Here is a 24,542-nt window from a genome sequence, read left to right on the forward strand (position 1 = left end):
CCGAATGAGCAACCTAATCCGCCGCACACTTAACTTACGAAGCCGTCAGTCCGGTTTCACCTTAGCCGAGCTCGCAGTTGTAGCTTCTATTCTTGGTGTCAGTGCCTATTATGGGGCTCAGTTTCAACAAACCCAGAACGAAGTCGCTAAACTGGAAAAAGCTGAGCGCGATATTGGTGAGCTTCAGCATGCCTATAATCAGTTCTATACCGAAAATCGCCGGGCCCCTGCTGATATCACGGAGCTTGTCGATGGAGGTTACTACCAGGGCGACGTGGTTTCACCTTTTGGAACAAACTATGTTGGCGCGGCCGCTGCTCGGGGGTATCAGTTCAGCATCGACACCGATGACAACGGCAAGGCGCTTTCAATGCGCGATCAATTGCCCGGGGCGGCGGTAGCGGGTGACACTGTAACAGTTGGTGTGCCGGTTCCAGCCCTCGGAACCATTGCATCACAGTATCTCCATAGGACAGCAATAGCTGGATCCCCAGAATTAAACCAGATGCAGACAGATTTGGATGTCAATGGTAACGACATCGTTGGTGTGGACAATTTTGAAACCACAACAATTGTCGCCGATGAAATTGATACGGATTTAGCAATAATCGATGTATTGCAAACTGTAGACACGTTGGAGTTTGGGGCAAACAGTATCTCCTCTGTGGGCACTACATTAAATATTAATGCTGATAATACCAACATCACTGGTAACCTGGTGATGGCCGGAGATATTGTTTCGAATGGGAATAATGCGACAGGCTTTAACCAAATTGATGCAACTACAGGTGACTTTAATAACTTCAGCACCAATAGCCTTGATGCGAACACGGGGACGCTGGACAATCTAAATTCGACAAATGTAAATACCAACAGCCTTACCGCAGGCACTGGTGAGATCGATAGCCTGAACACACAGGTACTATCGTTCAATGACGCGAATGGTCAAAGCATAACGGTCAACACTGCAACTGTAACCGGATTGGATGCACAGAGTGCGACTATAACAAATGCCAACATACAGGACCTGACCGCAAGCCAGCTTACAGCGACAACAGCAAACATAGACAGTGTTACTTCCAATGATATTACGACTGGAACATTCGAAGTCACAGGCACTGCTACTGTCGCAAACGCTTCCATCAATAATTTTACTACGAACAGTTTAAGCGTAAATTCGCTTAATGCCGGGGTCGGTACCATCACGGCTGCTACCGTTGGAACATTAAACGCCACAAACGCAAACCTTAATGACGTTACGGCGGACGATTTGACTGTATCTGGAACCACCTCATTGAATCGGATGAACGCAGGTACCGCGAACATCACAACGGCCACAATTGGAAACCTCGATATCTTGAACCGCATAACAGTTGATACCGGTTCTTTTCAAGACTTGAGTGCAAATAGAATTAGTTTTAATACCTTCACGAGTACTTCAGGAACGTTTGATTCATTAAGGGTGAATGGGACCATCACTGCTGATCGTGCTAATGTTGATCGAGCTACTATTGACAGCTTGACGACGCAAAATTTCACCGCAACGGGGTCTACAACCCTAAATACGGCGACTGCAAACAGCATGAACGTGTCGGGGACTACTACTACCTCATCCCTTGACGCGAATAGTGCGACGGTGTCCGGAACACTTAACACTGATGTAGCGAACATTAACCGTTTGGAAATGTCCTCACTGAATATCAACAGCATCGATGCGGATACCGTTAATGCCTCGAATATTAACGGCGGGGATTTCTCCGGTGGGAACTACACAGCTACTGGTGATTTCAGAACTGCAGCTGGTAACTCTGTGAACGGCAATAAAGCGCTCTACGATTCTATAAATGCGTTATGGGAATCGTGTGTTGCTGCTGATGGGTGTCAATAATGCAGAGCCTTAAACAGCGGGGTGCCGCGCTATTAGGATACGTTAGCTTAGGGTTTATAGCTGCCGGCGTCGCGTCGTATTACGGCATTCAGCAGTCTCAAATTTCCTACGAAGAGAAAATAGTCAACACCACCAGCATGCAGTTAGAGCAAATGCAGGCTGCGCAATTAGATTGTTTTGACGATATGAGGCGTTGGTGTACGCCCGCAGAAATCTCTGCTTACCAGCCCGGGGATAATACGGTCTATGGAGGGCAGGATATAACATTCACACAAGTTGGCGATAACTTGCAGTTTTCAGTGAATGTAGGAGATGCAACAAGAGCGCGTAAAGTGTCTCAAATGGTTGTTCAGCCTGGCGTAGCTGGTACAACAGTGACCAGCACGATCAGACCTCCAACAGAAGCGAGCATATTTGCCGATCGGCTCCAGAGGTATGACAGCACAACTTCGCCTGAAAAGGTACAGATGGAAACAACGTTAGGTCTTGGTGGTAATACGATACTTAACTTAGACACGTTGGAGGCCAACAGGGTTACGTCAGAAACTTTAGATGTGGACGTTCTCAGAACACAGCGCACCGTGGTTTCTTCCGAGCTTGATATTGGTGGAAACAGAATTGTCTCAAGAGGTAATGACGTAGATATTATTGCGGGAGTTGTCGCTCCAAGAGATACCTTGACGTTACAACAAGGACTGGCCAGTGGTGGTGGCGATTTTGCGGACATTGGCCTGATCGAATCTGCTGGAGTAAACTTTGATAGTGCTATTGCTGACACGTTTGTTGGCAGCACAGCGTCGATTCGAGATGTTACAGCTACATCCACAGTGGCAGATAGTGTCGACGCAAGTTCAGGTGAGTTCAATGCACTTACCTCCAATGAGGTTAGTTTTGATAATGCAACTGGCGAATCTCTTGATGTTGACGTTATAGAGTCCAATACTATCAATGCAGCGACTGCAGATATTGATACTGCCCAAATCAACACCCTAACAGCGGGAAGTGTCAACTCTGATTTCGGTAATATTAATTCATTAACCGCGCAAGCTATAGCAACAAGGAATGCAGAGGCTGATTCAGGTGTTTTTGAAAATTTAACTGCGCAATCTACAGCTTCAACTACCGGTACGGCAAATTCAGTAAATGCTTCGACCGCAGGTTTCAGCACTCTTAACTCTACGAACTTGACTGTCAATAACCGATTGACAGTATCGAACGCACTCACAGTCTCCAATGATTTGACCGGCGATGTAATGACTGCTGGCGGTCCTGTCGTTGCGAGCGTCGCATCGGTAAACGAAGCTGACATTAATACAGCGTCGGTGACTAATCTAACAGCACACACTAACAATGTAGACTTTGCGGATCTTGGTGCAGAAAGCGCGACGATTAATTCATTGAATGGCAGCACAGCTGAGATTGTTAATGTATGGGTGAATAACAACATGGTGTCAGAAGATCTCATTGCAGACGTCGCGAGCACGAGACTTCTCACAGTTGAAACTGCCTCCTTGAATACAGCAAATTTTGGCGCACTGAATGCAAGCAGTGTAACAACCGACGATCTTACAACACGTCGCATCTCGGCTACGAATGCAGATATTGATTCCTTCTCTGCGAATCGATTAAGGGGGGGTACTGCCAATATCAATGACTTCGATGTAGGTACTATTACCGCTACAACCATCAGCAGTAGCTTTGACGCTACCAGCTACTCTGGCGACTCATATTATGCGACAGGAGATTTCACGACAGGGACATCATCCGTTAATAGTAATGCGAGTAATATGGAAGCACTGCTTAGTGCAATGGATAGATGCATTAATGTGACTGGCTATTGTTTAGAGAAAGAGCCGGACTTTGTCATCAATTGCGCTGGATGTACCCAAAGCGCACCCCAGTACGAATTCTTTTCAAACATTACGGTCAATGTGACTGAATGCTTGCAAGGTTGTACGTTGAACTTCGCTTTGGATGGGTTATCTCCGGTTAGCGGCTGTGGTTCAGCAACATTTCCAGCCGGATACTCCGGCTCAAGAACGTGTCGAGTTAAAGGAAGTGCATCGACCGGCTCGACATCTGTATACAACCCTGTGGTCACTATGGCCAACAGCAGACGATCTTCATTCTCAAACAGTATTACTACGACGATCAAATATACGAATACGGTTCCTCGCGCTCCGCAGATGGCGCTTACCTGTATAAACTGCAATCAAGCAAATACCAGCGGTACTTATACTTCAGAGATTGAAATTGAGGTAACACAGTGTAATGACGGGTGTAGACTTACGTTTAACCTGGATGGATTAAATGCAATAAGTGGCTGTAGTGCTCGTAACTTGAGTGCTGGCTACACAGGTACACTGACATGCCGGGTAGGCAAAAGCCTTTCGGCCGAAACCACTTTCAATGCAAATTTGACCGCAAGTCTTGAAAACAATGTATTTGGCGATGTAACAACGCTGAATACCTTGGTGGAATATGAGAACACAACTCTTGCATACAACCCGCCAGGGGCCAGTTTAACTTGTTCTAATTGCAACGTATCTGATCCCTCGGGCTCTTACGAGTCAGTGCTTAGGGTGAACATTACGCAGTGTTCAGATGGCTGCAGCCTGACATGGGATGTGGGTAACCTTAATATCATTTCTGGGTGCGCTTCCCAGACCTTCAGCGCTGGCTACACAGGTAACAGTGCCGCATGCCGGGTAGGCAAGTTTGTAGCCGCAAGCTCAAGCTTCAGTGAATCCGTAGTTGCCACCTTAGAAAACACATCGACAGGTGATGACAAAGAAATGAACCGAACGGTGTCTTACAGCAATACGAATGTTCCAATCACACCATCGGATCTTGCTGATGACGTCGAGTATCGTGTCGAGGAGGTGTGGACGAGAAGTGGCCTCATGCAACCGAAAAACGTTCGGACTGTCACGGAGCCATGGGCTCACTCAAATAATCTTGCGTTCATGAGCACGACGGCTGCGTCCTCACTCGAAATATTCCCACAAGCTGTTAGCGGAGGGGTCTGTGACAATGGTGACTGCTCAATCACAATTTTAAGTGTTACCGAGGTCTCGGGGTCTTGTGTGGACGTCGCGAACAAAGGTACGAGTATCTGGGCTTATATTGAGTCATCGGGTGCTGAAATCTCGTGTTACTTGGACGCAACGGTAAGAATAACTCATACCGATTCTGGTATCACAACTACAGAATCGGGAAGGTCCAGAGTTTCCGTAAGATTCTAATATCTGATACCCCTCATCACGAGGGGTATTTCTTTTTCGTGCTATTGCACTTGATGTATTCTTTATGCATAATTTGCGTAAATAAAACCAAGTGAGTAAGACATGAATGTTGCTTTACGGCTATTGTTTACGTGGCTTGTTTGCAGTACTTTTGCGAACGCAACGATAACAGACAGAGTCGATGCCCCTGACGCTAGTGACAAACTCGTGTCGGAATTGCCTGTAATCCCTCAATCTTCAGCTAATCCATCTAATATCGACCTCCAGATATGGTTCCAACCTGACTATGTCACTACTCTCACGCTGAAAGGAGCTACTCAACGGGCTGAGCGGTGGGTCAAAGCGATTAATGAAGGGTTAGCAGAGAGCGGCGTCATTCAGCATGTCAACCTGGTAGATGCGCAAGTGTCACCTACGCTTGGCCATTATTCTGACTTACCGTGGAATTCTTACGAAGATGAATTGGGTGTACTTCAGGAGGGGGTAGGTTCAAAGATAAAGAATGCTATCTATAACGAGGCTGAAAGCCGCTACGAGAACCAGTTTCTCAATGTCTATCAGCCTGACCTGATTATGGTTGTCAGAGACTATCGGGATGATGACGAAATAGAGTACCTTGGATTGGCTACTCTCAATGGTGACTTTTCCGCGATATTTGATCGGTATGCTGGCGATGAAGAGAGCAGCCAGTGGAAAGGCATTTATGACAAATTAGCGTTGCACGAAATCGGCCATAATTTAGGTGCCGGTCACGAAATTTCAGATCAATCTTCGACAGGAAATCTGGAGCCTGATGCACACGCATCTACCTGTGTAAACAACACAGTGATGTGGTCCACCATAGACCAGTTTACGCATCCATTTTTTTCAGATCCCGAAAAACAGTTTGAGACCATATATTGTGGCGCACTCGGGGTAGAAGATAATAGCCGCGTTATCAGCGTAAATGCTCCGAGGGCTGTCAATCGCCGAACACCTTTGACGCCAAGTAGTAGCATCGGTTTTGGGCGTACAACGTACATTGCCAACGAAGAGGACCAGCGCATTGTAATTGATATCACTAGAGATGGTGATATCGAAGATGTCGCTTATGTTGACATGCATATAGTAGGGTTAGGCAACGCGACCCCCGGTCTGGATACAGTAGCAGAAAATGTACGAGTAGAATTTGAGCCGGGAGTGGCCAATAAAGAAATCGTTTTAGAAATAGTGAGTGATGACTTCAACGAGGGCCAAGAAGTTTTCGATCTTCTTCTTAAATACCCTGGTCAAACAACTATAAGGCAGGAAAATAGCAAGTCGCAGCTTATTATTGACGACGGAGCATCCGGTGAACTCAGTACCTTCGATGTGTCTGTACCTTCGGAAGTATTTGAGGGCCAGGATATTGAAGTTAATCTGATTCGTTCAGGAAACACCCAAGGCAATGCGTTCGTGATAGTCGATGCGGTGCCTGGCTCAACCGGTCAGGCCGCGACTATTCCTCAAGATTTCCCTGGCGGAACAGTTCAAGTCAACTTCAGTGATGGCGAAACGCGAAAGTCTATTCTATTCCCAACGATAAACGATCTGTATGACGAGCCGGACAAGTCTATTGATATAGTTGCCAGTAATTATCTCGGAGCCACGATTATTGGCGCAAGGCAATCGGTGATCCTGTTAGATGATGACGAAGATTACTCAGAGCCATTTTCCCGTGGCGAATTCTATATTGAAGCCTCTGATACATACATCCGTGAAAACGCCGGTTCTTTTACGCTAAAAATTTATCGAGTAAACGGCAGTGACTCCACAGAAATCATTGAGCTCGAATTAAACGGTGGTGGAACTACTGTTCAAGACATGCGCAAGACCATTTACTTCGCAGAAGGAATTGCTGAAGTCGAAGTAACGGTCACTGTATACGACAACACCACATACTCCGGTACTTCTGCAGTGATCACTGCAGCCATAGCTTCCCCCGACGACGCTCCAATTAAAGTCAACAATGTCCAGATTGAAGTGGCTGATGACGACGAGGGCGATGAGAGTGGTAACAATCAACAAGAAAGCGGCGAGGGTGCCCAAACAAGTCCTCACAGTGGAGGGGGATCTGTCGGCTACTTATGGGTACTGGCTGCTTTATTACTATTTAGAAAAAACTTTAAATAAGGAATTGAAATGAATATTTCCCCATCGGTCCAACGATTCTTAGCTAATAACTCTGGACTACTCAATCTTATAGTCGTTGCATTTCTGGTGCTTGTCATGATGAATGACATTGCAGTAGTGGACCAAAAAGTCACCTTAGTTGGCGAGATGCTAGATGAGGTGCAAATGGAGATGACTTTGGAGAGCGAACCATATTCAAATGACCAACTCATGAAGGATATCGCTGCGAGCGAGCGTTTCTCGCGGGTTTACATGGGCAATATGGTTAGAAATCAGGATATGAATTCCTCAAGCCTTCTCTCTTTTTACGGAACGCTAAAAGATGAGATGGAGCGTGACTCAGTTGATCGGGCCGTGTTCCAGCGATTCAACAAAGGAGTGGGGGCGACAGTTGCCTCTTTCGATGAACAGAACAACCAAGTTTCCTTTTACGATAAGTGGCGCATACAGGTGTCCGGCCCGGAGTCTTTATGGGTGACAAACTTTCCAAAATCGCCGTTTTTGGCCTTCAACTCAGAATTCATTTCATTCCCAACATGTGCTGAAGGGAAGGAACCGACAATAGCAGCTGAGGAAGTGGCCAGAGGGGGAAGAAGCTTTAAAGGTACCCTCGTAGTGAAAGAATTTGAAAAATTAAATGCATGGCAGGTCAACTTTCAAGGGGTTGGTTTGCTTGACGCTACAACTGTGATGAATCAGAGAGCTTTGATTATTACAGCGTGCAAGTAACAGGGGGAACAGACATGAATATTTTTGGTGTGGATGATGGCAATTACAGCTGCAAATTATACGGTCGGGTAAAAAACGACGTCGTATCACAAATTACCCCGAGCCTTGTAAGAAAAGGGTTGAACAGAGAGAAGAGCGTATTGGAGGGTACCGGTATTAAAGGCGGTGGTGACGCTGCTTCTACGTTCCAAATTGGCGAAGAGGTTTACTCTACTGGATTTGTTAAGACTGATTCCAAGCGCTCACAGGACCGTGACTACATATGTTCGAACGAAAATGTCGCGGTAGTCCACAATGCGCTTCACCAAGCGGGGATGTCAGGGCAGGAGGTTTCGATTATGACCGGCATGCCCTTCAAGTATTTCTACAAGCCTAGTGGGGAAGTAAACAGTAATCTTGTTGACCGGAAGAAGAAGGCATTTAAGCAAGTAGTTGAGGACTTTACCACCGATAGAAGGCCAGTAACCATCGCGAAGCATGGGATCATGGCTCAGGGCGAGGCTGCTTACTATGACCTGTTGATAGAAATGGATTTCAAACATTCGTCAACTGGCATAAAGGTAACAGGGAAACCCAATCCGGAAATCTTGGAAGCTACAGTGTTGGTTCTTGATATGGGGGGAGGCACAACAGACCCTGTACTCATCAAAGAGGGTGGCGTCGTTGATCACACTCGAAGCGGTACGTTTGAACATGGCGGTTACAAGCTAATATCGGAGTTAGAAGATCTGGTTAAAGCGGAGCACGGTTTGACCCGGGATCTGGGCAGGGAGAAGTATCAAGAGGCTCTTTTGACTGGTGAGCTTAGACAAAATGCTAGTCGGGTTCTGGATGTAAGAGATCTGCAACAGCAGGTTATAGAGCGGCATTTTGACATTATTATGGAAAAGACCATCGCGACTGTCGATGGGCTTGAAGACGTTGATATCATTGTTCCTGTCGGTGGCACACCACTATTTTTCACGGATGTAATGAAAGAGAAGGTGCGGATGTGTGAACTCCGTCAGGTTGATGATCCAATTAATGCCAATGCGCGTGGTGCTTATAAACGTCTGTTCCTCACATTGCACGCGAGTTAGTGTTGTGAAAAAGGGAAAAGACGACATATTACAAATCAGAGTTTCGGTGAACATTGAAACGCCACAGCAAACCGCGCTATCAAGTTTTCTAGGTTCACTTCCAGCGCGGCAGCGTGCCAAGTGGCTTTTGCAGGCTTTATTGGAAAAGCTTGATCGTGAACTTTTTTATCAAAATACTGGAGCTAATGCAGTGCCTGGTTTGGTAAAGCAAGTCATCGAAAGTAAAGATAATATTCATGAGAGCAAAAAAGAAAAGCTTAACGCAACTCAGATTCCACAAACCGAAAATATAGCTTCGAAAAAAGCGCTTACTGAAAGTAAAGCAGAAGTGGGTCGGGAAGATGCAGGTACTCCGGGCAACAAAGGAGTACAGGTAGATGATTCTTTGAAAAGCATTTTAAGCTTGGGGCCGTCGATTGATCTCGACTAACAAAAAAAGGGATGTCGCAGTATTGCTGACATCCCTTTTTTCATCCTGATTGTTCTAGTCTCCGAACATTGGAAATTCTAGTAACTTACGATTTGTAAGCTTAAGCGTTACATTCACACACCCATTTTTGTCCATCTCAATGGCGCCTTTATCCATTATGTACAGTAGTGCGTAGCCTCGTCCGTCATGAGAGTATGAAAGCTTATAGTACCTGCACTTCGGTAAAACTGTTTTACTTGCTATGCGAAGGATCTCAGGTTGCTCTGCAAGCGCATTGAACAAGCTGGGCTTATCAAGCATTGGGTTCTTACCGCGCATCGTGGTCACTTGCTCTCGAATATCGATTCCATTATCAGCAGCTGCATCGGTAATCTGCTCAAGAACTGACTTATCGCAACGAGCGAGATCGATGCCATCTACAAGAGGTGCCTGCTCAGCATCCACGTACATCTCGTTGCGATCAGACTCAACCATGAATTCATAGATAAAGGCTTTTTTGTTTTGTTTTTGAGCCTCCTGCATTGCTTCGCTCATAGCAAGCATATTGTCTTGCGAATATCCGCTGTAGCATACGAAGCAATCATCTAAGGGCTTTGCGTGGCCAGGAAGCCAAGTGTCGTTGCTGGCCTCTATTTTTAGGACTGTTTTTAGTTCATTGTCATCCAAATAAACAGAACTGACCGCTTTAGATTTCATTGTTATATACCCTTTTTAAATATGCTTTATCAATCTCTACGCTAGGAACGATGATATTCCTTATCACCTCCGGGCGCATTACTTATTATGCATATTGTAGTCTAAATGATTAAAAATGTCTTTATGTTATGCATATCGTATATTATAATGCATAGAAAATGCAAACGATTAATATGTTATCTATTGCATAAATTATATCTGATGCGCCGTGATACTCACACTTAAAAAAGTGAAATGCGCATCCGATTCTACCTCTAGGGAGTTTAGAGAATAATGACTGATAAAGATAAACCTGTTCGATATGTACCAGATATTGACTGGAGTAGTCCTGACGATGTCGAACGGTTGTTTAAGCCCAATGACTTTAGTGCTTTTGATGGTGACCCTACTATGCTTGGCAAAAAGCTAAGTAAGCTGGATGAAAGCCTCGGGATTTTTCATGGTAGAAAGTTCTCACAAGCAACCGTGCGTCATAATCTTGGCCAGCTTCCGCCAAATCGTTTCAACAAGTTGACCATGGAGCATGGCGATGAACTAGTTGATCCTCCTCTGGCAATTTTGATGCGGATTTATGATAAGTATCCAAACCTATGCCCACCGTTTCCTTATGTTGAAATGGATGAACTGATTGAAGTGGGTGGTTTCAATTCCAAGCGCGAATTATCCCTGATGTTAGGTCGTGACCAGGTGTCGGCAACACGCTACTCATCAAGTGATGGTAAGAAGAAAACGCCAAGCCCCACGACAATGATCCTCACTTACGTCATGTGGCTGTTTATCAAAGCCGGGAAGATGGACGAATATCGAGAGATTGTTCTGCAGGAAGGGAAGTATCGCGGTACTAATAATTTGCTTAGCACTGGCTTCCCTAGGGTAAAGAACAAGGAAACAGACGTTATTCGGGACGTTAAGACTCGGGCAACGAAAATTATCAAGGATGCGAAAGAAACAGATGCTGCAAAGGAAGAGGCGCAGGAAATCGTCAACAAGTGTGTGATGTACATGGGGCACTTTCATGAGCTTCGTGAATTACGAGTAACATTGGAAGACAACCAGATTAATTATAAAGCTCTAGTCGATTCGGATCCGGAACGGGCTGAAAATATCAAAAAGTACATTGCAGAGCTGGAAAGTGAGATAGCCGCCCATGAAGTAGCGGAATCGAAGCTCGGTACTGAAATCGCAGAAGCGTCAAAAAAGTTGAAATAACCGGGCAGATTGAAAAAAAAGCGGCTCCGGCCTAATGCCGATCAGTTAAGGAAAAGCCAGTAAAATAAAGGGCTACAGCGATGATTTATAAAAATCTGGCTGTAGCCCTTTTGCTATATGGTTTTTAGCTATTCTTGCCGCTACCTGCGTGAAGCAGCTTTACCTGAATATTACTCGCATAATTATTCAAAAAACTGCTTAACTGACTGGCATTAGGCTCCGGCCGCTTTTTTTTGTTAGGAGATAGTGAAAAACCGCACAAATTGTTATTATCCATCTATAATGCAAAAATTATACGTTTTGGGCATAACTTATGGGCGTAAGAGTAATAAACCAAAAGAGACATCATTACCTAGATATCGAGAAAAAGATAAAAAGCGGGGAATACATCCGCTTCGGTAAGTATGCACCTATCGTAATTGAGAATCCTTTTGATAAAGGGAATGGTAACCTGTCGATAGCTGCAGATATAAACGATTTCCTCAATAAGTATGCGCCTTATCTCGTTCTGAATATTCTCAAAGATAGAAAAAATAAAAAGATAACGTTCTACGGTTCTATGCCACTTTCAGGCAAAAACACCAATATACTTTGCTGTACACCGGTGCCCCATGTGGCACCAGAAATACATGAGTTGGGGACGATTGGGGATGAGCTCTACCAATTAGCGCCACGGGATGTGCAGTTGGAGTTGACGCTGCCAAAAGCGCATATGGCAAGGTATCGACAGTCAGAGGGAAAAAAGTTTAGCGTTGCCGGGAGAGTCGGATATGACATTAAGTCTTCTCTTACAAAGGCAACGATTGCCCAGCAAATATTGTTTTGGTCTCAAGGTGTAAATAGCGAGCGGATCAGCGACTTTTTGTCACCGGAAGATGCAAAGACTATTTTAGAGCTATCTGGAAGAAGCAGTGACCCCTCTGACAGACTTGCGAACCTTGTTTTGAATTCAGAGCCAAGCAAAACAAGAATGAGAGGTCACTTTAAAGATCCGACTGTAAGAGAACGTCTGTTAGACCTGGACCAGAGGTTATCTGAATTAGCAGCAAGATATGTTAGCGATGATAAATATACTCTTTATTGGAAAGGCAAGCGTTCCGCTTCACTAGAAGAATACAGTACGAATAGATGGTTGGTTGTCGAGGACGAGGGGTGGATCCTACCGTATAATGTAAGCACAGACTCATTGGTGCCAAACTTCCTCCAGAATCTTATGCCGGAAGGCCGCGATGCAATCAAGGACCAGGCATTTCGAGCCTTTGCCGACTCAGAGCCCAACTTGATTGGTGATCTCTGTATTCGTAAACCAAATAGCGCTCTACCACCAGCGGTAGCCACGCTGAAGTATTCATTAGCGGATTGTTGCATTAGCGATCAAGTTTTCAATGGCGTGACGAAGGGAATAGGCACGTTATATGGTGACCGCTACCAGAATGACAAATTGAAAAGCGAAACCAGCGCTAATCGCTTGTCAGGGTTTGCTGATAAGATAACCTGCAACCTGTCAATTGAAAATGGTGAAGGGGTTCTTCGTCCAGCCTATTCTGGAAACGAATTTACGCATATATTCAAGATGCCGGCAGACAAGTCTCAGGCGAATCTACAAACCTGTGAATGGTTTGGAATGGTGATAGCCCAGAGTGCGGGTATCCCGGTACCTCAGTTTTCTCTTGTGCCTAATATAGAGCAGAAGAAGGAACTATCTGATCCGTCGAATGAGATCGATTTGGATGCAATTGCTGCAATGGCAAGCGACATGTTTAGTACGAGTATTACCGACGATATTGTCACTGAACCTCATCAAGCGCCAAACTATCTGATAGAGCGGTTTGACATTTCTCGGCCTGGTGAAACTACTCTCAAAGTGGGTGAAGATTTCGCAAGCATACTTGGTGTAGCGCCGACCAGTAAATACAGTGTACTCACAGAAGAGATTGCAGAATACTTAGCTCATGAGAGCACCGACTGGAATAAAGACCGGGCCACGTTATTGCGTCTTCTCACGACGAATATGCTGATCAATAACAGTGATATGCATGCCAAGAATCTTAGTATGCTGCGCACCTATGATAGTGAAACAAAACAAATTATCAGCAATACGTTGTCACCGGCTTATGATGTTGTCTGCATTGATACTTCAGTGCTAAGTGGCCAGCTTGCATCCACTCACAGGGGGCATGCAATGAAACTTGGAGGCACTGACAAATTCGACTATCAGAAGCTTATTGAGTTCGCAGTAGAGTACTTGGATTTCGATACCCAGCAAAGCAAATTACTAATACAAGAGACGGCAACCCAAGCTGTTGCGAGAGTGCAACAGCTGAGAGCCAATCCACCAGCGCTACTTTCTGAGTCAGGTTCGCCCGGTAAGGTTCTGTCGAGCCTCTGCTTATTTGTTGAGGAAAACTATAGCCGCTACTTCAGCAAGCATTTTGACTTGGGTGATGACGCGGTAAAAGAGGTATTTGATAGTGGTGCGAGTGAAGTTGATGACCTGACCATCACGAGGTTTCTCTAATCACTTCCAGACACAAAAAAAGCCAGTCGTTATGACTGGCTTTTTGGTTGGCTAGATAAGCGTTACTTGATTCTGCGGCGGAACCCAGCCACCAACATAAGTAGCGCCAGTCCATATCCGATGCTTCCACCGCCTGAACTGTTCGATGAGCCACCCGTAGTAGGTGGAGTCGGTGTAGAGGCTGTTTGGTCGTTCACTGTGATGGTCACTTCTGTGGTAGACCCTAACACTTCACTGCTACCATTTAGGCGTACAGAAAATGATTCGTCAGATTCTTCCTCACTATCAGATTCGATAGACACTACAACGGTTTTCGTATCTTCGCCGTCAGCGAATAGCACCTCGGTTGTCTCCAGAGTTACATCAGCAGTGTCGGCTGAGCCGAAAACCAGCTCTAAGGAAACAGACAATTCCCCATCCGTACCGCTTTCCCGCGTCAGAGTAAGAGTAACGTCATCACCTTCATCAACAGTAATTGCTGACTCTGCAAAGCTAACCAGACCCACGTTACCAACATCGTCAGATTCAATGGTCAGCGTTGCCTCTTGAGTATTGGCGCTTGGAGCCACGCCATTAAGAGACTTCAGGGCAAGAGTGAATGATTCATCTGCCTCAACCTCATCATCGTCTGACAGCGCGATAGTAAAGCGTGAAGTTGGTTCACCATCGTACTTTATCGCTACTGCTGGCACACCGTCAAAATCTGCCGGGCTAGCAGTGCCGAAATCAGACACCACCACTTCCAGCGTTGCATTTTGGTCAGTGGTAACGCCATCCCAAATAACAACACCAGAAACGCTATCGCCAGACTCGCTGACAATCAGGTTGTCCACGCTAAGGGAGGCTGAACCTTGCACTGCGTTGACTACTCGGTAATTCGCAAAGATACCGTTTTTGCCAGTAATGAAGCCATCGCTCAGTCCTTCGCGGTAGCCTCTTGCCATGTCTGCCACATCTACCTCACCGCAAAGCTCACCAGAATCAGCATCTTTGTGTTGTGGGTCTGAGAAGATATTTTTACGTTGGTCAAAATTCAGAGCCATGATTGACGTTGCATTGCCTTCACCACATTGCGCACCGATCCCATAAGGCGACATATGATAGCTGTAGGTAAACTCTCTTTCGCGATAGTGCTCACCACCATCTGTATGACCAAGCTCATGAGCAAGCACTGAGACACTATGCTGCACATCGTCATAAGGGGTCACGATAGCTGCCCAGCCGCCCTGAATCGCTTTTCCTACCCAAGACGACGTATCATAAGGTCGCGCTAAGGCCACGTAGTAAGTTGCGCCATACTCACCGTACTGAGCGTCCAGCGCGGCAAGCTGATCTGCATAGTCAGCGTTATCAGTCAGGACATTTGAAAACTCTAAAGCATCCCCATTGGTATACATGGATTCGTTATCAAACCCTTCTGGCATCGGGATTACGCCAGCAATAGTTCGTTTGAGGCCGATACCGCTGTTTGCAAAGGCGTTGTTGTTAGTTTCAACAGACGCTTCCGCAAAAGCATAGACTTGGGTTACGTCGCCCTCAAAGTAGTCCAGTAAATCCTGGGTATAGAAAAACAGGATACCAGTCTCAACTACTTCGGTTGCATCAGGGTATTCATATAGTTCCAGCCCGGAAACATCGTTGGTGTCTACCGCTGAAAAATCTGGAGCAGCATTAATCCCAAAGACTGAGGTTTGAGGTGCTACGCTGGTGGCCGAAGTATTAGCAGAAAAAGCCAGTGCTAAAGCCGATACAAGAGTAAGTTTAGAAGTCATTGTGTGCATTCCTTTATTTAACTGTTATGCATATTATATATCATAAATGCACCATGTCAATAAAATATTTACATTCCATTATTTATTTTTGAGATAGTACCTTATGAACTGCGCCTGGTTAAATCAACCTTTGTTCTTCGATTATCTTTAACACTGTCCTGCCAAGGTATTTGATGGCGATGTCAGAAACCCCAATTGCTCGCAACTCCTGTTCGGTGCTTGGCGATGCGTTTGCTATATTGGAGATGGTAGTACTGCTCATGACACGATTCGCAGGGATTTTATGTTTTCTTGCGTATGCGTCCCTTAATCCCGTAAGTCGCTTCACAGTACTTTGGTTTGTTGAGTCAGGTGGCTTGGCCACATTCACTTTTTCTATTGTCAAAAGGCTCGTTTTGTCTTCAGACAAATTTTTGCAGTTGTCACAGTGTGTGCACTGGGTTGGGTGGTTCGACAGGCCTGGTTCACCTAGATATTCCAGTAAGAAGTAATTTCGGCAACTTTGTAGCTTCAAGTATGTCTGGAGCTTGTCAAACTTAACACGTGCTGCCTCAGCCAATCGCTGTACGTTCTCAAAGTTGGGGACGTTGTTATCCTGCACTATCTCAAATACACGCTGTTTTTTATTGTCTTGGTTGGCATTAGCACTTGAGCTGGGTATTAGCTGTAAGTAGCCACTGCGGGATAGATGGTTGAAAAGAGCAGGGATATTTCCCTTTGTTACAGGAGATCCAATGATATCCGACAAAAACTGCGCGTCCTCCTCTATAATCGTGGTTTGGTTCTTATTACTAAAGATCCTGATGAACATATAGAGTTTTCTTAGGGCATCTGATTCTGGGTAAGTATCCCGAACTACATCGCCAGCCCTTCTGACCTCGAATTCGGAATAGAATACAATATGGGTAGACTGATCTCCGTCCCGGCCGGCTCGGCCCATTTCCTGATACATGTCTTCTAGAGAGGATGGTAAAGACCAATGGTATACGCGTCTTACATTCTTTTTATCAATTCCCATACCGAAAGCTGACGTGCATACAATAATTTTTGTCTGACCTGACATAAATGACGCCATGGCAGCGTTTCGCTTCTCTTTGGGCATCCCTGCATGGTAATAAGCTGCCTCAAATCCACGAACAGACAGACGTTCGCTTAAATTTTCACACTCCCTTCTGTAGCCAGCATAAATAATCGTAGAAGCGGAGGGGGCTTCATTAAGGCTTGATATCAATTGTGTTAATTTAGATGCTCTATCTTTTGAATAGGGAACTACAGACAGTGAGATATTTTTTCTCTCAAACGAAGTGATAAAGCGTTTTTCTCTAACCAGCCCAACCCGCTCTGCAATGACGTCTCGCGCCTCTTCAATAATTGAGGCAGAAAATGCACACTTCTGGAGCCGGTACGATGTGTCATTCCTGTTCAGACCTATTATCTTCTCCAGCTCATTAAGTTTTTCCATGGCTAAAACATAGGAAGGCCTAAATCCGTCCCCCCATTCTGTAATAACGTGTGCCTCATCGACCACGATGAATGAGATTGATATTTGCTTTAGCAGGTCAAAGAAATCTTCCGAAAGGATCCGTTCCGGCGCGACATAAAGAAACTTGATTTCACCAGCCAATAACCGCTTTTGCACACAAGCTCGTTCTCTGGAATCCATTTGACTGTTGATGCACTCGGCTTGAATGCCATGCTTTTTTAGCCCGTTCACTTGGTCGCGCATGAGAGATATCAGTGGGGAGATAACTAAGCATGTGCCCTGCATGCCCATGGCGGGGACCTGGAAACAAATAGACTTTCCGCCTCCGGTACGCATAAGGGCCAGAACATCCCTACCTTGCAGAATGCTTTGCACAATGTCTTTCTGGCCTGGTCTGAAGTCTCTGAATCCAAAGTGCTTAATCAGCAGGGTTTTACTGTCCATAAAAGTACCGTTGACTTGTCGTGATATGGCATATAATATATCAGATATGCATCACTAGCAAATAACAAAAGGCGTTACCATGACAATTCAGACTCGCTTGGCAAAATTGGAAGGCATCTACAATGCGCGGTCAGAAAAACTCCAGCAGGCAAAAGAGTATGCAATCAAAGTCTTTGGTGTTGATGATCCGGAACTGCTCAGACCTTTACTTGAGAAAATTCAAGTGCTTGAAAAAGAACTACGTGGCGTAATCGAAGAAGCTAACGAGTTCAGTGAATGGTGTGTGGGCCAACTGGAAAATAGACAGCGTTTAACACCGAAAGACATTGAGAAAGTCGAACGTTATAAGAACCAGATACAGGCCATCCAGCTCAAGATACGAGAGGAAATATCTAACTGCGCTGGTGGCGAGCAGGCATCAAAAGAAGACACCAAATTGACGGATTCAGCAATCAATCCTAATGCATCAGCTATTAGTAACTTCGATAGTTTGTCTTCGCATGATCCGTGCGTTCTGTAGGCGGCAACATGGGACTTTCTGATCTATTTAGCAGGCAAGATGGCCTGATTGAGCGAAAGGTTCAATACGTTGAGCAAAAGGCTTCTTACCAATCCTATATCGACGCGAAGGATGAGATCGACGCCATTCTAAATAGCATGGCAGAAGCAGCTCAAGTTGGCGCGGTGAGGCTTTATTCAGAGCTTCTGACTACCTTGGTTAATGATGTGATGGGTGCAAACCAAACCGTTATTCTTGATACCAGAAAGATCCGCGGAAAGGTGCACTTGGACCTGTATATCGAAGAGGACGGCAACAAGGTCGATATTTCTGAAGGCAAAGGCGGCTCGGTCTGTAATCTCATAGCAGTTGGTATGCGGATAATTAGCGTGATTCAAAGTTCGAGTCGGCGCTTTATCTTTCTCGATGAACCAGATTGTTGGCTTGAGCCGCGTTTAGTTGGACGATTCGTTAACGTGTTACATCGACTCAGTACGGATGTCGGTGTACAGATTGTTTATATCTCACACCATACTTCTGATGTTATTGGGGAAAATGTTTATAACGTGCATCTTTCCAAACGTCACCAGCTGCAAGTTACTGAGTATGGAAATGTGACCAATCAAGCAGGAGGAGCGCTGAGTGCCGATTTGCTTGAGTCAAATGGTCACTTTGGCGTTGAGTGGCTTAATGGTGCCGGAATTAAGTCAATCCGTATCCAAAATTTCATGAGCCACCAGGATACCACAATCAATCTTTCTCCTGGCGTAACCCTATTAACAGGCTCAAACGATATCGGTAAATCCGTCGTTCTCAGGGCCCTAAGTGCATTAGCCTACAACGTAGGGCGCGACGGGTATGTGAGACATCAATGTGACTCTTGTCGTGTGGAAGTCCGTCTTGAAGATGATGTGGTTATAGGCTGGGGGTTCTCAACGAAAAAAAACGTGAAGTCTGTTTATTCTCTGCGAATAGCGGGCGAGTCTAAAGAATTTGAAGTTAAACCCGGTGAGGTACCCGAGGCCATAAGTGAAACTCTTGGTATCGCAAGCCCCGATAAGTTTGACTTGCACTTCGCTGAACAAAGAGATTCTCTCTTTCTGCTTAATCCAGCCATCAAGGGGCACGAACGGGCTAACTTTTTACAGCTCTCCGACGACTTTGAGGTTGTAACCAAAATGATGGCGGAGCACCAGAAAAAGCTGACAGACTGCAGAGCCAGAGTCCGTTATCTAGGTGAAGAGTTGGCGGAAACCACAGAGCAGCTTTCAATACTACAGCCAATAGCACAACTTCATTCACTCGAAGAGTGTATATCGACGACAGACATTTCGAATTTTTCAAGCGATCTGGAGAAGACCGTTAACTGGCTTTCGAGTAAGTCAAAGCTACAGTCTGTTGCTGATACAGTTTTCTCACTGCGTTCTTTAGATAGTGCTGTCTCTGAAGTTCAGAATGTCTCAGTCAAAGGCTACCGTGCTTTGCGAGTACTGGAGAGTGACAGAGCAATTAGCTTGCAACCGTTAATAGAGCTTGATCACACTACGAGCAGTGCGGTGAAGCGGGGCAAAGTTCTTGCGCAGTTAATAGATGTTTTAGAAAGTCAGGATATGACTTTCGATTTGCAAACCATAGCGTCTTTGCAGGCTGTCGCATTACCGTGCGCCCAGCAGAACGTAGGCGATGAACTCGGCTCGCTTATCAAAACGCTGGGTAGTGAAGAAAATTTTTGCCCGCAGTGTGGCCAAGCCGTTTCACAGCAGGAGTTGCACTCATGAATTTAGGTAGAGGAGTCGTGATTGTTCACGACATGTATCTCCAAAAGCGAAAGCCAAATTTCCGTGACGATTTATCTTTCGAGGATCATAGCCTGGCTGTGTTCATGGAGTATGCGGAGTATGCCTCAAGTCAGGGGTTAGGTGTCCTGTTTACCGGGACAAGTATTAAACAGGTATCAATTCGACATGCCCTAATGCTTATGCAACTCAAAGAGCGGGTACCGCTTTTTGTCACCTCCACTGATGCGAGCCAGGTGCACCCTGCACTGTTAGATATGAACTGCATTAAGGCTATTGAGCCTGGTGAGCACACATTGGCGGGTAGTAGATTTGTCATCGGTCCAGATGTAGGCGACATAGCTGGTGGGGAAAAACACCTGCTCTTCGCTGATCATCAGGTTTATATTCGTTTCAGGGATGGCCGCTCATCTGATGTACGCACGCATGTTTTGTATCCAAGCCTACAGAGTAGTGAGGGAAGAGCAGGGGAAGCCACGGTTCTTACTGGTGGGATAAACCCAAAACGTTACGCCTCCTCCTTCGAGGATGCAGCAATGGTGTGCGATATGTCGTTACCCGAACTGCCTAAAACGACGTTCTCTTTCACTGAGCGCTTGAGAGAACTAAACGAGATCAAGATGAAAAAGTGCGACGTCGACGAAAGCGGTGTTAGTCCAATACAGGGAATGATAAATGAACTCACTCCAGGATACGCAAAAGACCAGGTGCAGACGTTGTTTAACGCTGTTTCAACAGAACAATTATAAGGTTTAGGCATGTCATCAGAGCAAGTTATACAAACAAAAATGAACAGCTCGGTACAAGTAGCTATTACGCCTCAGAGTTGTCTGGCGATAAAGGCCGGCGATCTTGCGAGTACCCATATCATACAGGTGGCCAAAGATTACCGTACATTGCGTAAAGCAAGTGGCTGGGCAATCACATTTAGCCAAAATGAAAATAAAAGTGCCTGCGAAACACTATTAACCATATCAGTTGGAGAAGCAGTAGGTGCAGGCCGAAACATAGTAATTTCTTCGATGAGCTTGGCCGAAGGGCTCCATGTCAGATTGGAAGTAAATAATGACGCGCAGGATACTGAAGACTTCTTAAAGCAGCACAGTGCGAGTTTTGTTGAATCTGTTGTATCTGACTTATCTGCAGAGCTGGCGATTTTGCAAAGTGCCTATCAAATAGCACAGTATGATAAACGCTACCTGGTATCTCAAATGATGCTTAAGCTTTCCAGCCATATATTTGAGGAAGGCGTTATTGACCGGTTTTTGAGTGAGCTGGTGGAAGAGCTCAATGTATTTATGTCTAACCCTATAACCTCGATGTCTGTCATTAAATGGGACCTCAAGGATAATACCTTCGAAATGCCGGCCGTTCTGGAAGAGGGGAAAATGTCACTGGGTTACGACAAGTTCCCTATATCTGTATTGAATGGTCGCCCAATCTCAAGAGTCATAGAGACCGGTTTACCACTGCTAATGACTAAATCGGAAAGTCATGAGGCTCTTAAGAAAGTAAATATCCATCGCTCGGAATCGGCAGCAACGTATATTCTCCCCATGGATCTTGGCGAGCATTCCGGAGCGTTGAGTATCAGCTCAAACTGCTCAGAAGCATTCAATGGGCTTGATCTCGCTTGCCTGCAATCTGCTGGTGAAGCGTTATCAACGATATATCGACAAAATATGTTGCAGTCAAAAACGTATCAACAGGCAAATTTTGATGCGGTTACCGGTCTGGCCAACAGAGCTCATTTCAATCGCTTTTTGGGGAATCTTAACCTTGACGATGAAAAGTACGCCGGTGTTCTGTACATAGACCTAGATAAGTTCAAGGAAGTTAATGACCTCTACGGGCATGATGTTGGTGATCTGTATTTGAAAGCAGTCTCAGGGCGAATAGCTGGGCAGTTGAGAGATCATGACTTGCCAGCGCGTATCGGTGGCGACGAGTTTGCTGTAGTGCTGGATGAACTTCAATTACCAACGGACGCTGAAAGAGTGGCAGCCAGAATATTGAGGTCCCTTGAATTACCACTGGAGATAGATGGTGTTGAGCATAATGCCGGAGTCTCGATAGGGGTTTGTGTGTTTGACAACGTCGTTGATGTGTCGCTCGCACTGAAAAGAGCAGACAAAGCTATGTATGAGGCGAAAACTGCTGGGCGCGGGCAATTTAAAGTATATTCCGAGGGTAAGTAATGCCATCTGAATTGCATGATCACCTTTGCCTTCGGGCGGAACGTTGGCTAAAAAGCCGCAACTGTGGCGTCGTTTTCAATGACAAGTTTCAGGCTGCAACACATAGCGGAGAACAACCTGATGCCTTAGGTTTTAGAAGTAATTGCTCAATTTTGATTGAATGCAAAACCTCACGTAGTGATTTCCTTGCCGATAAGCGAAAGCGATTCAGGAAATCCCCATCCCTCGGTGTCGGCGACTGGCGGTTTTACCTGTGCCCTCCGGGTGTAATAAACATTGAAGATTTGCCAGAGGGGTGGGGGCTTCTTTGGGCACACCCAAAGAGAATTGAACAAGTTTTCGGAGTGCCTGGAAACACAATGTATGAGACGCAAAAACCGTTCAACGGCAATAAGAACGATGAACTCAGATTGATGTATTCCGCTTTGAGACGTATCGAGAAGCGAGGGCATTTTAAGTGCATTTACGAAAAGTTATAAAGGATGAGAGCGTTGAACGATGATCCATTAGGTCTGGATAGCTATCTTATGCTTCTGAGAAAACAGCGTCACTCTTACGCACAAGGACTGTTGCTAGCGACAACATGGGCGAAAGATCGCGGTGGAATAATTGATGGTCCAAATGAGGATGGTGTCACATCAATAACGGTCGGAGAAGAGCAAGCTCACTGTTTCTTGCTCTTTTCGGATATAGACAGGTTCTACTTTGAAACCTGATAGGCACTAGTTAACAAAACCCCAATAGGGGCCTGCTCTACGGAACTGGAAGGGATTCAGGCTCAAACTCCATATCAGCAACAACACCACCGTCTACTGGCACTACTCTGGCATAATCTTCTACAGCGACAACAAAGTTGGCGTTATAACACTCAGGAGGAGTCAGGAAAAGCACCGGTGGGAGATTTGTTGGTAAATCATTTCTACGAGGAGCCACATCGCCTAAGTCTGTGGAAAAGATGATCCCTTTTATTGGAAAATCGGGAAACTGCTCCTCAATAAGTTTGATGCTTGAGTTTATTCCGCTGGTTAGGTCCGTGCCTCCTCGTCCGTAGACGACAAGTTTTTGTAACACCTCGTCGACGTTATCTGCGTTCACCTCAAGAGCAATCCCTCTGGCTATAGTATCTGCAGAGGTCATAAAGACTTTTGTTTCGTCATCGTCAAACTGGTCGAATATACCGCGTAGCTCAGAGTTGTTGTCTTCTATCATAATGTCAGACATCGATGCGGACGTGTCATTAATCCAGAGGTAACTCCCCGCAGACTGTGTAGAGGGGATGATACCTGGTAGGTAAACTTCATCCCCAAAGCCAGTGGTAGCCGGGTCGACAAAATAAATGTCATCAGGGATACCATCATCCGACAATGTATGCATCCCTTCACCAGCTATCATTTCAGTTACCGCAAGCTTCCACTCTAATTTTGGTTTTCGGTCTGCCCGCAATTGCGTGTCCAGGAAATCTTCCATGTGGCCACCGGGGATAGGTGGTGCACCAGCCCTGTTTTGTTGCTGCTTTCGCTCATTCTGTGCTTCAGCAAGGTCGTTAGACAGCCTGTCTTTAGCTTTTTGGATAGCCTCTGTCTTTTCATCATCTGTCATGTCTGGGTGAACGCCCAGAGCTTTAGCTAATTCAGAGTCACCGGCCTCTATGAGCGCTTCTGCTAGTTCTTCAGAGGTTATCGTATGATCGTGGTCTTCGCCCGGATTTTTATCCGCTCCCAAAGCCTCTGCCATCGCGTCAGATTTTTCCTTATCTGTAGCATCTTCTGGTTTAATTCCTTTGTCTTTTAAAATGTCATTTCGGTCTTTTATCAGAACTCGAGCGATGGCTTCTTCCGAACAATCATCAAAGCGCTCCTTATCAGATTTGCGCCCGGTCTCAGGGTCAGCATCTCTAAACCCGATGAATTTTTTAGCCCACTCCTCTGGCAATGCCCACGGGAAGGTACGCATTATTTCGAGGTTTATGTTCATATCCCCGAAGATATTGGCATCAGCCATAGAGTATTGGCCCATCCGGCTAAAGTGTTCCTTTATGATGTGGCACAGCTCATGTGTGTATACAAATTCAAGAGTGTTGAATGATGGGCCATTGGGATTGTGTCTTAGGGCAAGTAGTTCTTGGAAAAAGTCAGCGTTGAAGAAAATCGCATCGCCATTAGTAAAGGCTGTACCGCAAAGATTTTTCAGTGCAGGGTGGTCATAGAGGTACGAGTTTCGTCTTCTGCCCATTACGGAATAGATACCGTGGCGAGATGCCGATGTTTCCGTGTACCCACAGTACCAATCAACAAATCGGTAGAATATATCACTCAACTTGGGATCGCCCTTATACAGCGAACCCTGACTCATAGTGACATCTTTACCGGTTTTTTTACTTTTCCCGATTGCAACGTCATTCATGG

At 45.6% G+C, this 24,542-nt stretch carries 18 protein-coding genes; 14 read left to right on the top strand and 4 right to left on the bottom strand.

From position 1 onward, the window contains the following. Nucleotides 1-4: 4 nt before the first annotated feature. The 6 genes from JKP77_RS03590 to JKP77_RS03615 all read left to right on the top strand — a co-directional run bounded on the left by JKP77_RS03590 (nucleotide 5) and on the right by JKP77_RS03615 (nucleotide 9,522). Nucleotides 5-1,888: a hypothetical protein gene (locus tag JKP77_RS03590; RefSeq protein ID WP_218309856.1), complete on the top strand. Its 1,884-nt coding sequence runs from the start codon at nucleotides 5-7 to the stop codon at nucleotides 1,886-1,888. Continuing rightward, a complete protein-coding gene (locus JKP77_RS03595) occupies nucleotides 1,888-5,133 on the top strand; it encodes a hypothetical protein (RefSeq protein ID WP_218309857.1) in 3,246 nt (1,081 codons plus the stop codon). The genes JKP77_RS03590 and JKP77_RS03595 overlap by 1 nt, the downstream gene beginning before the upstream one ends. Nucleotides 5,134-5,235: 102 nt before the next feature. Then, nucleotides 5,236-7,284 (top strand): Calx-beta domain-containing protein, encoded by a 2,049-nt coding sequence (locus tag JKP77_RS03600; RefSeq protein WP_218309858.1) that lies wholly within the window; start codon nucleotides 5,236-5,238, stop codon nucleotides 7,282-7,284. Between the two features lie 9 nt (nucleotides 7,285-7,293). After that, nucleotides 7,294-8,013 (top strand): hypothetical protein, encoded by a 720-nt coding sequence (locus JKP77_RS03605; protein ID WP_218309859.1) that lies wholly within the window; start codon nucleotides 7,294-7,296, stop codon nucleotides 8,011-8,013. A 14-nt stretch (nucleotides 8,014-8,027) separates the two neighbouring features. Next, complete coding sequence (gene parM / locus JKP77_RS03610) at nucleotides 8,028-9,092, top strand: ParM/StbA family protein (protein ID WP_218309860.1); 1,065 nt, start codon at nucleotides 8,028-8,030, stop codon at nucleotides 9,090-9,092. 4 nt (nucleotides 9,093-9,096) lie between these two features. Next, nucleotides 9,097-9,522 (top strand): hypothetical protein, encoded by a 426-nt coding sequence (locus JKP77_RS03615; protein WP_218309861.1) that lies wholly within the window; start codon nucleotides 9,097-9,099, stop codon nucleotides 9,520-9,522. A gap of 54 nt (nucleotides 9,523-9,576) precedes the next feature. Here the strand turns inward: JKP77_RS03615 and JKP77_RS03620 are convergent, their stop codons facing one another. Further along, nucleotides 9,577-10,218: a hypothetical protein gene (locus JKP77_RS03620; protein ID WP_218309862.1), complete on the bottom strand. Its 642-nt coding sequence runs from the start codon at nucleotides 10,216-10,218 to the stop codon at nucleotides 9,577-9,579. A gap of 273 nt (nucleotides 10,219-10,491) precedes the next feature. Between JKP77_RS03620 and JKP77_RS03625 the strand changes: the two genes are divergently transcribed. Both JKP77_RS03625 and JKP77_RS03630 read left to right on the top strand, forming a co-directional pair. After that, nucleotides 10,492-11,427, top strand: coding sequence for a hypothetical protein (locus JKP77_RS03625; RefSeq protein WP_218309863.1), 936 nt, complete (start codon nucleotides 10,492-10,494; stop codon nucleotides 11,425-11,427). A gap of 313 nt (nucleotides 11,428-11,740) precedes the next feature. After that, nucleotides 11,741-13,945: a type II toxin-antitoxin system HipA family toxin gene (locus JKP77_RS03630; RefSeq protein WP_218309864.1), complete on the top strand. Its 2,205-nt coding sequence runs from the start codon at nucleotides 11,741-11,743 to the stop codon at nucleotides 13,943-13,945. 62 nt (nucleotides 13,946-14,007) lie between these two features. On the opposite strand, the gene JKP77_RS03635 is transcribed toward JKP77_RS03630, so the two are convergent. Then, nucleotides 14,008-15,717, bottom strand: coding sequence for a Calx-beta domain-containing protein (locus tag JKP77_RS03635; RefSeq protein WP_218309865.1), 1,710 nt, complete (start codon nucleotides 15,715-15,717; stop codon nucleotides 14,008-14,010). A 118-nt stretch (nucleotides 15,718-15,835) separates the two neighbouring features. Beyond that, the gene (locus JKP77_RS03640) at nucleotides 15,836-17,644 is read right to left on the bottom strand and encodes a RecQ family ATP-dependent DNA helicase (protein WP_218309866.1); all 1,809 of its coding nucleotides are present in this window, start codon (nucleotides 17,642-17,644) and stop codon (nucleotides 15,836-15,838) included. Nucleotides 17,645-17,723: 79 nt separating this feature from the next. Here JKP77_RS03640 and JKP77_RS03645 point away from each other — a divergent pair, with 79 nt between their 5' ends. The 6 genes from JKP77_RS03645 to JKP77_RS03670 are packed head-to-tail and all read left to right on the top strand — an operon-like array spanning nucleotide 17,724 to nucleotide 22,853. After that, on the top strand, nucleotides 17,724-18,164 hold the full coding sequence (locus JKP77_RS03645) for a hypothetical protein (protein ID WP_218309867.1): 441 nt from the start codon (nucleotides 17,724-17,726) through the stop codon (nucleotides 18,162-18,164). Between the two features lie 8 nt (nucleotides 18,165-18,172). Then, entirely contained in the window at nucleotides 18,173-19,921 is a 1,749-nt protein-coding gene (locus JKP77_RS03650; protein WP_218309868.1) for an AAA family ATPase, read from the top strand. After that, nucleotides 19,918-20,688, top strand: coding sequence for a hypothetical protein (locus tag JKP77_RS03655; RefSeq protein ID WP_218309869.1), 771 nt, complete (start codon nucleotides 19,918-19,920; stop codon nucleotides 20,686-20,688). The genes JKP77_RS03650 and JKP77_RS03655 overlap by 4 nt, the downstream gene beginning before the upstream one ends. Before the next feature lie 9 nt (nucleotides 20,689-20,697). Next, complete coding sequence (locus tag JKP77_RS03660; protein ID WP_218309870.1) at nucleotides 20,698-22,137, top strand: GGDEF domain-containing protein; 1,440 nt, start codon at nucleotides 20,698-20,700, stop codon at nucleotides 22,135-22,137. Beyond that, the gene (locus JKP77_RS03665) at nucleotides 22,137-22,616 is read left to right on the top strand and encodes a hypothetical protein (RefSeq protein WP_218309871.1); all 480 of its coding nucleotides are present in this window, start codon (nucleotides 22,137-22,139) and stop codon (nucleotides 22,614-22,616) included. The genes JKP77_RS03660 and JKP77_RS03665 overlap by 1 nt, the downstream gene beginning before the upstream one ends. Before the next feature lie 3 nt (nucleotides 22,617-22,619). Continuing rightward, nucleotides 22,620-22,853 carry a hypothetical protein gene (locus JKP77_RS03670; RefSeq protein ID WP_218309872.1) on the top strand — a complete coding sequence of 78 codons (234 nt, stop codon included), beginning with the start codon at nucleotides 22,620-22,622 and terminating at the stop codon, nucleotides 22,851-22,853. Nucleotides 22,854-22,890: 37 nt separating this feature from the next. On the opposite strand, the gene JKP77_RS03675 is transcribed toward JKP77_RS03670, so the two are convergent. Next, the gene (locus tag JKP77_RS03675) at nucleotides 22,891-24,540 is read right to left on the bottom strand and encodes a DUF2201 family putative metallopeptidase (RefSeq protein WP_218309873.1); all 1,650 of its coding nucleotides are present in this window, start codon (nucleotides 24,538-24,540) and stop codon (nucleotides 22,891-22,893) included. Nucleotides 24,541-24,542: the final 2 nt, after the last annotated feature.

The organism is Alteromonas antoniana (assembly GCF_019249295.1).
Lineage (GTDB): Bacteria > Pseudomonadota > Gammaproteobacteria > Enterobacterales > Alteromonadaceae > Alteromonas > Alteromonas antoniana.

Bases quoted from the DNA above. Each gene is read 5' to 3' on its own strand.
- JKP77_RS03590 (WP_218309856.1), top strand. From the start codon at position 5: ATGAGCAACCTAATCCGCCGCACACTTAACTTACGAAGCCGTCAGTCC.
- JKP77_RS03595 (WP_218309857.1), top strand. From the start codon at position 1,888: ATGCAGAGCCTTAAACAGCGGGGTGCCGCGCTATTAGGATACGTTAGC.
- JKP77_RS03600 (WP_218309858.1), top strand. From the start codon at position 5,236: ATGAATGTTGCTTTACGGCTATTGTTTACGTGGCTTGTTTGCAGTACT.
- JKP77_RS03605 (WP_218309859.1), top strand. From the start codon at position 7,294: ATGAATATTTCCCCATCGGTCCAACGATTCTTAGCTAATAACTCTGGA.
- parM (WP_218309860.1), top strand. From the start codon at position 8,028: ATGAATATTTTTGGTGTGGATGATGGCAATTACAGCTGCAAATTATAC.
- JKP77_RS03620 (WP_218309862.1), bottom strand. From the start codon at position 10,218: ATGAAATCTAAAGCGGTCAGTTCTGTTTATTTGGATGACAATGAACTA.
- JKP77_RS03625 (WP_218309863.1), top strand. From the start codon at position 10,492: ATGACTGATAAAGATAAACCTGTTCGATATGTACCAGATATTGACTGG.
- JKP77_RS03630 (WP_218309864.1), top strand. From the start codon at position 11,741: ATGGGCGTAAGAGTAATAAACCAAAAGAGACATCATTACCTAGATATC.
- JKP77_RS03635 (WP_218309865.1), bottom strand. From the start codon at position 15,717: ATGACTTCTAAACTTACTCTTGTATCGGCTTTAGCACTGGCTTTTTCT.
- JKP77_RS03640 (WP_218309866.1), bottom strand. From the start codon at position 17,644: ATGGACAGTAAAACCCTGCTGATTAAGCACTTTGGATTCAGAGACTTC.
- JKP77_RS03645 (WP_218309867.1), top strand. From the start codon at position 17,724: ATGACAATTCAGACTCGCTTGGCAAAATTGGAAGGCATCTACAATGCG.
- JKP77_RS03650 (WP_218309868.1), top strand. From the start codon at position 18,173: ATGGGACTTTCTGATCTATTTAGCAGGCAAGATGGCCTGATTGAGCGA.
- JKP77_RS03655 (WP_218309869.1), top strand. From the start codon at position 19,918: ATGAATTTAGGTAGAGGAGTCGTGATTGTTCACGACATGTATCTCCAA.
- JKP77_RS03660 (WP_218309870.1), top strand. From the start codon at position 20,698: ATGTCATCAGAGCAAGTTATACAAACAAAAATGAACAGCTCGGTACAA.
- JKP77_RS03665 (WP_218309871.1), top strand. From the start codon at position 22,137: ATGCCATCTGAATTGCATGATCACCTTTGCCTTCGGGCGGAACGTTGG.
- JKP77_RS03670 (WP_218309872.1), top strand. From the start codon at position 22,620: ATGAGAGCGTTGAACGATGATCCATTAGGTCTGGATAGCTATCTTATG.
- JKP77_RS03675 (WP_218309873.1), bottom strand. From the start codon at position 24,540: ATGAATGACGTTGCAATCGGGAAAAGTAAAAAAACCGGTAAAGATGTC.